This is a genomic window from Friedmanniella luteola (assembly GCF_900105065.1).
Lineage (GTDB): Bacteria > Actinomycetota > Actinomycetes > Propionibacteriales > Propionibacteriaceae > Microlunatus > Microlunatus luteolus.
On record NZ_LT629749.1, the window covers coordinates 3,695,225 to 3,706,902 of the forward strand.

Sequence of the window (11,678 nt, forward strand, 5' to 3'; positions counted from 1 at the left end):
GGGCCGCGTGCTGGACCGGGGTCGTGAGGGGGGCGCCGGAGCTGCCCGCGCTCAGCCCTCGGTGCGGCGGGTGGCGGTGGTGCCGGTCTGAGAACATAGGGGCGCTAGACGTCGACGCGCCGGTGGGTCGACCCCGCACCACCAGCCGAGGAGACCACCGTGAGGACAGCACCCGGGACGGTCGCACCCGGGGCGACGGGCGCCCCGCCGCCCGCGCCCGACGCCCGGCCGGCCCCCCGCTGGCTGCTCACCCTCCCGCTGATGCTGGGCAGCGGCGCGCTGATCGCCCTGCAGTCCCAGGTCAACGGGGCGCTGACCCTGCGGCTGGGGACCGGCGTGCGGGCGTCGGCGCTGGCCGCGCTGGTGAGCTTCGGCTCGGGACTGCTCGTGCTGAGCCTGCTCGCCCTCCTGCACCGGCCCACGGGACGCGGGGTGGCGCAGCTCGGCCGCGACGTCCACCGGCGACGGCTGCCGCTGTGGCTGGTGCTCGGCGGGCTGGGCGGGGCGTTCTTCGTCGCCTCCCAGGGGCTGGCGGCGCCGACCCTCGGCATCACCTTCTTCATCCTCTGCTTCGTCGCCGGGCAGGCCGTGATGGCCCTCGTCGTCGACCACCGGGGCTGGGGACCCAACGGGGTGACGGCCCTCAGCCGCTCCCGGCTGGCGGGGGCGCTGCTGGCCGTGCTCGCCGTCGCCGTCTCGGGCGCGGGTCTGCTCAGCGCCGTACCGGTGACCGCGGCCCTGCTCGGGCTGGCCGCGCTGCCCCTGCTGGCCGGCGCGGTCAACAGCGCCCAGCAGGGCGTCAACGGACGGCTCGCGGCCCGCGTGGGTCCCTGGCCCACCACCTGGAACAACTTCTGGGTCGGCACCCTCGGGCTCGTCGTCTTCCTGGGCCTGACCCTGCTCCGACCCGGCGACCTGACCGGGCTGCCGTCGGAGCCCTGGCTCTACCTGGGCGGGCTCTGCGGCATCGGCTTCATCTGGGCCTCGACGCTCACCGTGCGCATCCACGGCGTGCTGGTCGTCGGCGTCTTCTCGGTCGCGGGCCAGGTGCTCACGGCCGCCCTGCTGGCCCTGCTGACCGGCAGCGGCCGGCCCGGGCCGGCCACCTGGGTGGCCGTCCTGGTCAGCCTGGCCGGAGCCGCGGTCGTCGGGCTGGCGCAGCGCCGCCGCAGCCGGCGGGTCGGCTAGCGGTTCTCCGAGACCGCCGCCATCACCTCGGGCCAGCGCCGCTCGAGCAACCGTCCGCCCTGCGCCACCCCCACCCGGAGCGCCACGACCCCGGTGACCAGCCCGACCGGCACGGCCAGCCAGCCCAGCCACGGCGTGAAGAACGACCCGACGACGAGCGCCGCGGTCGGCAGGGCGACCAGCACGGTCCCGGACGTCGCCACGGAGAAGGACAGCAGCGCCGGCAGACCGCCGCTGCTGCCCTTCTGGAACGGGTTGGCCCCGGGCGGCGGCGCGGGCCACTGCCACAGGGCACCGACGAAGGCGCCGACGCCCAGCCCCCCGAGCAGGAAGGCGACGGTCAGCGCCAGCACGGCGGGCAGCAGGTCCCACCGGCCGGTCAGCAGCACGGCGGCGGCGAGCAGGACCACCAGCATCGGCCCGAAGATCGTCAGGCTGGACAGGACCCGACCCCAGCGGTCGGCGGCGCCCGGGATCCCGGTCGTGATGTGGGCCCAGAGCGCGGTGCCGTCGTAGGAGAGGTCCTGGGCGACGCTCGCGCCGACCAGCAGACCGAGCAGGCTCGGCGCGAACACCGCGACCAGCGGGCTGCCGTCGGGGTTGAGCAGCGAGGTGGCGATGAGGATCACGGGCGCGATGAGGAAGCCGGCGACGCCGGCCAGGTAGCGGGGGTCGCGGCGCCAGTAGCGCAGGGTGCGGGCCGCCACCCCGCCGGCCGGCGTGGCCGGGTAGAGCCGCTCGACCCAGCCGCTGCGGCCGGCGCGGGCCGTCTCGCCGCCGCCCTCGACCGGCTCGACGAGCCGGGCGGCCAGGAAGTGCTCCCAGGCCTTCCACAAGAGCGCGACGAGCGCCAGGGCCAGCACCAGGTGCACGGCCGCCTGACCCCAGGACCCGCGGGCGACGTCGGCCGGCAGCGCCCAGGCCCACCCGAACGGGCTCCAGCCCGCGACCTGCGCGGCGCCGGCCAGCGCGCCCCGCAGCCGCTCGGGTCCGGCGTCGGCGAGCCGGCCCAGCAGGTTGCCGCCGACGGCCAGCGTGGCGCCGACGAGGGCCAGCAGCACGAAGGCGAGGTCGCGGAAGCGGCGCGAGGAGAGGAAGGGGGCGAACGCCGAGGTGGCCGCCCGGGCCAGCAGCAGGCAGGTGAGCACGCCCAGCGGCACCGCGACCAGCGCGGCCAGCGTGAGTGGCAGCGAACGGGTCCAGGCCAGCAGCAGGCCCAGCCCGACGACGACGGTGGCGACACCCGGCACGCCGATCGCACCGGCGACCAGGAGGCCGGGCAGCATGGCCCGGGCCCGCACCGGGAGCAGCGCGAACTTGGCCGGGTCGACGGTCTCGTCGACGCCGAAGACCAGCAGGGAGAGCAGCAGCCAGCCGGCGCTGAGCAGCGCGTAGGTCAGCACGGTCACGTCGGCGGTCATCTCCAGCGACGTCCAGCGCAGGGCCACCAGCCCCGCCAGCACGCCGGCCACGAGGCCGAGCCCGTACAACCCGCCCAGCACCAGCCCGACGGTGCGCCAGACGCTGCGCCGCAGGCCGTTGCGGAGCAGGGTCAGCTTGAGGCGGACGAGGAGCGCAACCACGCGAGGGACTCCTCTCCGCTGGCCTGGAACCCGACCAGGTCGAGGAACCGCTGCTGCAGGCTGCTGCCCGCCCGGACGTCGTCGACCGTGCCCGCGGCCAGCACCCGCCCCTGGGCGACCACGGCGAGCTCGTCGCAGAGGCTCTCCACCAGCTCCATCACGTGGCTGGACAGCACGACGGTGCCGCCGCTCGCGGTGTAGCCCCGCAGGATGGAGCGGACGCCCTCGCCCGACACCGGGTCGACCGCCTCGAACGGCTCGTCGAGCACCAGCAGCCGCGGGGCGTGGATGAGCGCGCAGGCGAGGCCGATCTTCTTCGTCATGCCGGCGGAGTACTCGACGACGAGGGTGTCGCGGTCGGCCGTGAGACCCAGCGCCTCGAGGAGGTCGCCGGAGCGGCTGGCGATGTCGGCGGGGGGCACCCGGCGGAGCAGACCGACGTAGTGCAGCAGCTCACCCCCGCTCAGCCGGTCGAACAACCGGACGCCGTCGGGCAGCACGCCCATCAGCGCCTTGGCGCCCGCCGGGTCGGACCAGACGTCGTGGTCGAGCACCCGGGCCGTGCCCGCGTCGGGCCGGAGCAGCCCCGTGGCCATCGAGAGAGTCGTCGTCTTGCCCGCCCCGTTCGGGCCGACGAGGCCGAACATGCAGCCCCGGCGCACCTCCAGGTCGAGGCCGTCGACCGCCCGTTTCGCGCCGAAGCTCTTGGTCAGGCCCTGCAGGGCCAACGCCGGTGACATGCGTCCAGTCAAACACCTGTCGCCCGCCGGCGCCCGCCACGCGCACCGGCCGGGCGGTGCGGCCGGGCCCGGGGTGGCGTTGACGCCCGGGCGAGGGGTGGTTAGCGTGGACACACGGGTGTGAGAGCGCTCTCACACCGTTCGGGGGCACCAGCGAACTCCGCCCAGAGGAGCACCGAACCGTGTCCCACACCCCCGCCCCCACCGCCTCTCCTCCGAGCAGCCCCCCGCGTGCCCGACCCCTCGTCCCGGCCGGCCGGCGGTGGCAGGGTGTCGCCGCCTGCGCGGTCGCCGCCCTGGTCGTCGGCGGGATGAGCGGCACCGTCGTCCCCGACCGGGCGAGCGCCGCCACCACGAAGGTCGGCGCCGGCTCCTACACCACCACCCTGCCCGCCGGGGCCGCCCTGCCGTCGGGCTGCGGCGACCTGTCGACCAACCCGCGCGCCTTCGTCACCGCGAACGCCCCCCAGGGCGCCGTGCCCACCAACGACTGGTGGAGCTCGCTGCTCTTCAAGCGCTCCGACTGCTCCTTCGGTGAGCCGCTGATGGCGCACCCCGCCTCCTACGACACCGACCGGGGCGGGCTGGGCGTCTCCTACACCACCACCCCGGTCATCACGGGCGGGGCCACCGGCGTCGGGGAGTACAAGTTCCCCTACACCCGTGACCTGCAGGTGGGCGTGGCCGGGCTCGACGCGCCGCAGGTCAGGGTGGACGGCTGGACCGACTGGACGGTCACCCCGGTCTGGTCCGACGGCACCCGGACCCTCCGGGCGACGATCGGCCACGGCCTGCCGCTGTCCTACTACCAGGTCGCCGGCGGCCGGGCCCAGGTCCGCACCGACGGCGCACCCCGCGTCTGGTCGCGCAGCGGCGCCACCGTCGGCTTCTCCGTCCGGGGCCACGACTACGTGGCCTATGCGCCGACGGGGGCCTCCTGGACCCAGAGCGGCTCGACCTTCAGCTCGACGCTGGCCGGCAAGGGCTACTTCAGCGTGGCCGTGCTGCCGACCACCACGGCGAGCACGGACGCCACCCGCAAGGCCCTCGCCACCTCCTACGGCCGGTACGCGCACGCCGTCGTCACCGGGACGAAGCTGACCTACAGCTACAACCCGGGCACCGCCGCCGCCCGGGCCCGGTACACCTTCACCACCACGCGCCGCGAGGGGTCGGGGGCGGGCACGGTCGTCGCGCTCTACCCGCACCAGTGGAAGGCGCTGAAGGAGGCCACGCCGATCGGCCAGACCTACGTCTCCCCCCGCGGGGCGATGAAGACCCTCGTCGGGGCCACCAGCTTCCTGACCTCCCAGCCCTTCCGCGGCGTGCTGCCCGAGGTGCCCGCCGTGGCCACCAGCAGGGGCGCCGACCGGGCGACGCTCGCCGCCCTGCTGGCCGAGGAGGCGGCCGACCCCGCCCGGGAGCGTGCGTCCGACACCTACTGGGCCGGCAAGGGCCTGGGCCGGGCCGCGCGGATCGCCGAGATCGCGGACCAGGTCGGCAGCACCACCGTCCGGGACAAGGCGCTGGGCACCCTCCGCCGCACGCTCACCGACTGGCTGACCGCCTCCGCCGGTGAGCAGGACCACCTCTTCCACTACGACCGGGCCTGGGGCACGCTGATCGGCTACGACGCCAGCTACGGCTCCGACGCCGAGCTCAACGACCACCACTTCCACTACGGCTACTTCGTCGCCGCCGCAGCCACCCTCGCCAAGTTCGACCCGGCCTGGGCCGCGACCGGGAGGTACGGCGGCATGGTCGACCTGCTGGTCCGCGACGCCAACAACTACGACCGCTCCGACGCCCGGTTCCCCTACCTGCGCGACTTCGACATCTACGCCGGTCACGACTGGGCCTCCGGCCACGGCGCCTTCGGCTCCGGCAACAACCAGGAGTCCTCCTCGGAGGGGATGAACTTCGCGGGCGCCCTGGTCCAGTGGGGGCAGGCGACCGGGAACACCAAGGTCCGCAACGCCGGCATCCACCTCTACACGACCCAGGCCGCGGCCATCCGCGAGTACTGGTTCGACGTCGGCGGGACGAACTTCCCGAAGGCGTTCCCCCACGGGACCGTCGGCATGGTCTGGGGTGACGGCGGCGCCTACAGCACCTGGTTCACCGCCGAGCCCGAGAAGATCCAGGGCATCAACCAGCTGCCGATCACCGGCAGCCACTTCTACCTCGGCCACTCCCCGTCCTACGTCCGGGCCAACTACGCCGAGGTGGTGCGCAACCGCGGCTCCGAGCCGACCGTCTGGCAGGACATCCTGTGGGAGTACCTCGCCCTCGGCGACCCCGCCGCCGCCCTCGCGAAGTACCGCGCCGACCCGGGCTTCACCTCCGAGGAGGGCGAGAGCAGGGCCCACACCTTCCACTGGATCCGCAACCTCGCCGCGCTCGGCACCGTCGACACCGCGGTGACGGCGAACCACCCGATGGCGATGGCGTTCCGCAAGGCCGGCAAGCGCACCTACGTCGTGGCCAACGTCTCCACGCAGGCGCTGACCGTGACCTTCTCCGACGGCCGCCGGGTGAAGGCCCCGGCCGGGCGCACCGTGGCGGCGGGCGCCCAGAGCTGGAGCGGCGGGAAGGCCGGCGGGGTCCCGACCCCGCCGCCGACCGCGCCGAGCAGCCCGCCGCCGCCCGCCGCGAGCGCGTCCCCCACCGTGACGCCGACAGCCCCGCCGACCGGCCCGCCGACGGCCACGGCACCGCCGAGCAGCGGGGCGACCCGCTACCTGCGGACCGACGGCACCCTGGGCGCCGCCGGCAGCGCCGGCACGGTGAGCGTCGCGGCGGCGCGCGGGACCTTCGACGGCACCCCGCACGCGGGCCGGACCTTCACCGCCACGGGGGTGACGGGTCGTTGGACCGGGACCACCGCCTTCGACCTGGCGGTCGACGCGGGGACCGGCGTCGGGAACGCCACCCAGGTCCGGATCTCCTACGACCGGACCGGCGACGGCTCGGCCGACCGGGTGGAGACCTACCGGTACTTCGCCACCGACCCGGTGCCGGGCTACGAGCACCACACCCAGGGCGTCCGGCTGCTCAGCAGCTCCGGCACCGGCACCGGCGGCGACCTGACCGGCGGCACGGTGACCGTGCAAGTCTGGAGCGCCATCGGCAACGGGCCGACGACCCTCGGGCTCGGCAGCGCGTCCCGCGTGGTGCTGCCGCTGCGCTGAGCCCGCCACGGCTCCGGCCGGGCCGCCCTCCCCGGTGGGAGGGCGGCCCGCGCCGTCCGGGGGCGGACCGCGCCTGTCCCCGTCCGGAGGCTCCGCCGTACGATGCCCAGAGGTCATGTCACCGGCCCGCGACATGACGACTCGCCACTCGAAGGGACACCCATGGCCGACTACACCCTGCCGGACCTGCCGTACGACTACAGCGCGCTCGCGCCCCACATCTCGCCCGAGATCATGGAGCTGCACCACTCCAAGCACCACGCGACCTACGTCAAGGGCGTGAACACCGCGCTGGAGCAGCTGGCCGAGGCGCGCGCGGGCGGCTCCTTCGGCACCATCAACAAGCTGGAGAAGGACCTGGCCTTCCACCTCGGCGGCCACGTCAACCACTCGGTCTTCTGGCCGAACATGTCCCCCGACGGCGGCGACAAGCCCGACGGCGAGCTGGGTGCCGCGATCGACGAGTTCTTCGGCAGCTTCGACGCCTTCCGCGGCCAGTTCGAGGCCAACGCCAACGCGATCCAGGGCTCCGGCTGGTCGGTGCTGGTCTACGACATCCTCGGTCAGCGCCTCAACATCGTGCAGCTCTTCGACCAGCAGGGGAACGTGCCGCTCGGCCAGATCCCGGTGCTGCTGCTCGACATGTGGGAGCACGCCTTCTACCTGCAGTACAAGAACGTCAAGGCCGACTACGCCAAGGCGTGGTGGAACGTCGTGAACTGGGCCGACGCCCAGCAGCGCTTCGCCGCCGCCAAGGCGCAGACCGCCGGGCTCATCGCCCCCTTCTGAGCACGCCCCGGCCCGCCGGGCAGCTGACCTGCCGACGGCGTCCACCCTCCCGGGTGGGCGCCGTCGTCGCGCCGGCGACGCTCAGCCGGCGGCGTCCTGCAGCCTGACCCGGACGGCCCCCTCCCGCGCGGGCTCGACCCACCAGACCCGACCCGCGCCGCCCACCCGCGGCGGCCGGTCCGCGCCCAGCACCAGCACGGTGCCCTCGTCGACCGCCACGCCGCCCGCCACCAGCCCCGCTGCCGCGGCCGCCACCAGCCGCGTCACGGTCCCCCAGGAGGCGGCGTGCACGTCGACGGCGAGATCGGTCAGGCCCAGCCCGTCGACGACCGTCAGCTCGTCGCACTCCTCGCCGTTGTCCTCGGCGGTCACCAGCCGGCCGGCCAGCCGGTACCCGCCCACCAGGGCCCGCCCGGGCGCCACCGCCGCGCCGGCGGAGAAGCCCAGGTAGGGCGCTCCCCCGGCCACCAGGGCCCGCACGCCCGGTGCCGCCGCCTGCAGCGCCGCGGCGTAGGCGGGCGTCAGGCCGCCCGCCACCAGCAGGCCGTCCACCCCGGCGAGCGCCGCGAGCTCCAGCCGGTCCCCCTCGGCCACGGGCAGGGGTCGACAGCGCACCGACCCGGACGCGGCCAGCGCCGCCTCGAACCAGGCCAGGTCGTCGCGGCCGTCGTCGTCGGCCTCGTGCACGACGACGACGCCGACCTCGGGAACCGTCCCGCCCCGGCCGGAGGCGACCTCCGCCGCCTCGTCCCAGAAGCGTCCGTAGACGGCCCGGTGCAGGTCCTGGTCGCGGCCGCCACCCACCAGATGCGTGCTCACGGCGGCAGACTAGGGCCTGGTGCACCTCCCCGGAGGGCACGACCGCCACCGGCCCGAGGAGGAGACCGTGATCCTGGAGAGCACCGGGCGGCCGCCGCGCTCGACGGTGGTGGTGGGCGCGAGCTTCGCGGGGCTGCTGGCCGCTGCCGCCGCGGCCCGCGGAGGCGGCCAGGTCACCGTGCTGGAGCGCGACGAGCTCCCGGACACCGCGGGCCCGCGGCGCGGCGTCGCCCAGGGCCGTCAGCCGCACGTCCTGCTGCACCGCGGGCTGCTGGAGGCCTCGGGCCTGCTGCCCGGGTTGCCCGAGGACCTGGTCGCGGCCGGGGCCGTGCGCGTCGACTGCGGCACCCTGCCCTGGTGCGGGCCGCTGGGCTGGCAGCCCACCTCGACCCGTTCCTACGACGTGCTCTCGCTGACCCGGCCACTGCTGGAGCACGTCGTCCGCGCCCGGGTGGCGGCCCTGCCCGGGGTGGCGCTGCGGCGCGGATCCCGGGTGCGCGGTCTGGAGGGCGACGGCGACCGCGGTTGGCGGGTGCTCCTCGGGTCCGGGGACGCGGTCCCGGGCGAGCTGGTCGTGGACGCCTCCGGTCGGGGTTCCCGGATGCCGGTCTGGCTGGCAGCCGCGGGTCACCCGGTCGAGGAGCCGGAGACGGTCGACGCCGCGCTGGGCTACGCCAGCCGGCTGTACCGCACCCCGGACCGGCGTCCGCTGCCGACCGGCGTGGTCGTCCAGCCGACTCCCGACGTCCCCCGTGGGGGCCTCGGCCTGCCCGTGGAGAACGGCGGGTGGGTCGTGCTGGCGAACGGCTACGGCGCCCACCGGCCGGACCGCGGCACCGACCTCGTCGACTTCTTCGGCACGCTCCGGGACCCGGTGCTCGCCGAGCTGGTGGTCGGGCTCGAGCCCGCCGGGGAGCTGACCGTGCACCGGCAGACGGGCAACCGCCGGCACGGGTACGGGCGCCGCCGGGACTGGCCGGACGGGCTGCTCGTGGTCGGCGACGCGTTGTGCGCCTTCAACCCGCTGTACGGCCAGGGCATCACCGTGGCGGCCATCCAGGCGGGCCTGCTGGCGGACGCCTGGACGCGACGCCGCTGGACCGCCCGCCGGGTGCAGTCACGGCTCCGGGACGTGACCGACCTGCCCTGGGCGGTGGCCACCAGCGAGGACCGGCGCCACCTCGGCCCGACGGGTCCGGCGCCGCTGCCCCAGCGGGTCGTCGACGCCTGGACCGCCGAGGTGGGCCACCTGCTGATGGCCGGTGACCGCCACGCCACCACGGCCTTCAACCGGATCTACCACCTGATGGGATCACCGCGCGAGCTGCTCCACCCGGCCCTGTTCGTCGCCGCCGCCCGCCGCCCCCGGGGCGTCGCCACCCCACCGCCACCCCGGCCGCCGCAGCTCCTCGCCCTGCTGGCGGCGACCCGGCGCTGACCCGCTCACTCCTCCGGCGCCCGCAGGGGACCGCCGAGGGCCCGGACCGTCGCCAGGGTGTCCACCTCGTCGGGGGTCTTGTCGTCCCGGTAGCGCAGCACCCGTGCGAACCGCAGGGCGACGCCGCCCGGGTAGCGCGTCGAGGCCTGCAGCCCGTCGACGGCGATCTCGGCCACCAGCGGCGGGTCGACGTGCACGGTGCCCGGGCTGCGCCGCACCTCCCGGGCCAGCAGCTGCTCGGTCTGCCAGCCCAGCAGCGCGTCGGTCAACCCCTTGAAGGTCTTGCCCAGCATGACCAGCTCCCCGGTCCCGGGGTCGCGGGCGGCCAGGTGGAGGTTCGACAGCCAGCCCTGCCGCCGGCCGTGCCCCCACTCGGCGGCGACCACCGCGAGGTCGAACGTGTGCCGGGGCTTAACCTTGACCCAGGCCGCGTCCCGCCGGCCGGCGGCGTAGGGGGCCTGCAGGTTCTTGACCACGACCCCCTCGTAGCCCTGCCCCACCGCCTCGGTGAAGGCGTCGGCGACGGCCGCCGCGTCGGTGCAGGTCCGCCGGGGGACCAGCAGCGCGGCGGGCACGACCTGCTCCATCACGGCGAGCCGCTCGTGCAGCGGCTCGTCCAGCAGGTCGCGGCCGTCGACGTGCAGCAGGTCGAAGAAGAACACCCGGAGCGGGCTGCCCCCGGGGTCGGGGTCGGTCCCGCTCATCGTCCGCGACGCCACCACCTGGAACGCCTCCGGCGTGCCGTCCGGTCGGAGCGCCAGCACCTCGCCGTCCAGGACCAGCTGCCGGTGCGGGAGCGCGCGGGCGACCGCGACGACGTCGGGCAGGCGGGCGGTGATGTCGTCGAGGCTGCGGGTGAAGACCGTCACCGCCTCCCCGTCCCGGTGCACCTGGACGCGGACCCCGTCGAGCTTCGCGTCCACGACGGCGGGCAGCCCGCTGCGCTCGACGGCGGCCTCCGGCCCGGGGGCGGCGGCCGCGAGCATCGGCTGCACGGCCGTGCCGACGCGCAGCCCGACGGCCTCGAGCGCGGGCAGGCCGCCGCCCACCAGGAGGACGGCGGCGGTGGTCGTGGACGAGGTCAGCATGGCCGCCCGCCGGACGGCGGCGACGGGCACCCCGAAGGCGGCGGCGAGGCCCTCCTGGACCTGGGACTCCAGGGCGCCCTGCCGCAGCTCCCCCGAGACCAGTCCGGCGACGAGGCGCTGCTCGGCCGCCGTGGCCCGCGCCAGCAGCTCCCGGACCGCGGCCGTCCGCGCCGACGCGGAGCCGGCCCCCGCGAGCTCGGCCACCGCGGCGAAGGTGGCGTCGACCTCGGCCACCGTGAGCGTCGGCTCCGCCGCCGGGGGCGGGGCGTCCTGCAGCGTCCGCCAGCCCACGCCGGTGCGCCGCTGGCGCAGCCCTCCGCTGAGGTAGGCCACGACCACCTCGACGTCCCGGGGCGCCGTCTCCCGCAGGAGACCGGCGATGAGGTCGCGCTTGGCCAGCCGCGACCGGGTCGCCGCCAGCGCCGTCGAGGTCTCCGCCAACCGGCTCAACAACATGGAGGCATCATGCCGCGCACCGCCGACAGGCCGGTCGGCGCGGCGGGAGGGCGCCCCGCCCGGCACCGGTGTGCTAGGAAGACGGGGCTGCTCGGCGGGTCACCCTTGCGTGAAGAATGCGGGACCGGGCCGCCCGGCCCATTGACACCGAACCGGTTAAGTGATGGGTTGACCCCCAGACGTTCGACGGAGAGCGAGGACTGACGACGATGTTGCCTGCCGGGGGCCGGCTCTGCCCTGCCGCCTGCCCAGGGGGGCGCGCAGCCTGCCCTGGTGCCGCACCGGCGCCACGAACCACCTCCAGGTCTGACCCCACCGCCCCGGACCCATCCCCCGCGGCGTCGTGGTGAGGTCTGCGGACCCCCGGGTCCCGGACCGCGGGCACC

8 protein-coding genes are annotated in these 11,678 nt (G+C 75.7%); 4 read left to right on the forward strand and 4 right to left on the reverse strand.

Going from position 1 to position 11,678, the window contains the following annotated elements:
* Window positions 1-159: 159 nt before the first annotated feature.
* Window positions 160-1,188, forward strand: a complete 1,029-nt coding sequence (locus BLT72_RS17350) for a DMT family transporter (RefSeq protein ID WP_091414408.1) — start codon at window positions 160-162, stop codon at window positions 1,186-1,188.
* Here BLT72_RS17350 and BLT72_RS17355 read toward each other — a convergent pair.
* Window positions 1,185-2,771 carry a hypothetical protein gene (locus tag BLT72_RS17355; RefSeq protein ID WP_091414409.1) on the reverse strand — a complete coding sequence of 529 codons (1,587 nt, stop codon included), beginning with the start codon at window positions 2,769-2,771 and terminating at the stop codon, window positions 1,185-1,187. The two genes, BLT72_RS17350 and BLT72_RS17355, sit on opposite strands and share 4 nt — an antisense overlap.
* Window positions 2,741-3,511, reverse strand: a complete 771-nt coding sequence (locus BLT72_RS17360; protein WP_091414410.1) for an ABC transporter ATP-binding protein — start codon at window positions 3,509-3,511, stop codon at window positions 2,741-2,743. The genes BLT72_RS17355 and BLT72_RS17360 overlap by 31 nt, the downstream gene beginning before the upstream one ends.
* A 182-nt stretch (window positions 3,512-3,693) precedes the next feature.
* On the opposite strand from BLT72_RS17360, the gene BLT72_RS17365 reads away from it, so the two are divergent.
* Both BLT72_RS17365 and BLT72_RS17370 read left to right on the forward strand, forming a co-directional pair.
* On the forward strand, window positions 3,694-6,702 hold the full coding sequence (locus BLT72_RS17365) for a glycosyl hydrolase (RefSeq protein WP_197677078.1): 3,009 nt from the start codon (window positions 3,694-3,696) through the stop codon (window positions 6,700-6,702).
* 162 nt (window positions 6,703-6,864) lie between these two features.
* Window positions 6,865-7,491: a superoxide dismutase gene (locus BLT72_RS17370; protein ID WP_091414411.1), complete on the forward strand. Its 627-nt coding sequence runs from the start codon at window positions 6,865-6,867 to the stop codon at window positions 7,489-7,491.
* Window positions 7,492-7,572: 81 nt separating this feature from the next.
* Here BLT72_RS17370 and BLT72_RS17375 read toward each other — a convergent pair whose 3' ends face one another.
* On the reverse strand, window positions 7,573-8,310 hold the full coding sequence (locus tag BLT72_RS17375) for a type 1 glutamine amidotransferase family protein (RefSeq protein ID WP_157720550.1): 738 nt from the start codon (window positions 8,308-8,310) through the stop codon (window positions 7,573-7,575).
* A 67-nt stretch (window positions 8,311-8,377) separates the two neighbouring features.
* On the opposite strand from BLT72_RS17375, the gene BLT72_RS17380 reads away from it, so the two are divergent.
* Entirely contained in the window at window positions 8,378-9,748 is a 1,371-nt protein-coding gene (locus BLT72_RS17380; RefSeq protein WP_157720551.1) for an NAD(P)/FAD-dependent oxidoreductase, read from the forward strand.
* Between the two features lie 5 nt (window positions 9,749-9,753).
* On the opposite strand, the gene BLT72_RS17385 is transcribed toward BLT72_RS17380, so the two are convergent.
* Complete coding sequence (locus tag BLT72_RS17385; protein WP_091414414.1) at window positions 9,754-11,292, reverse strand: ATP-dependent DNA ligase; 1,539 nt, start codon at window positions 11,290-11,292, stop codon at window positions 9,754-9,756.
* Window positions 11,293-11,678 lie beyond the last annotated feature (386 nt).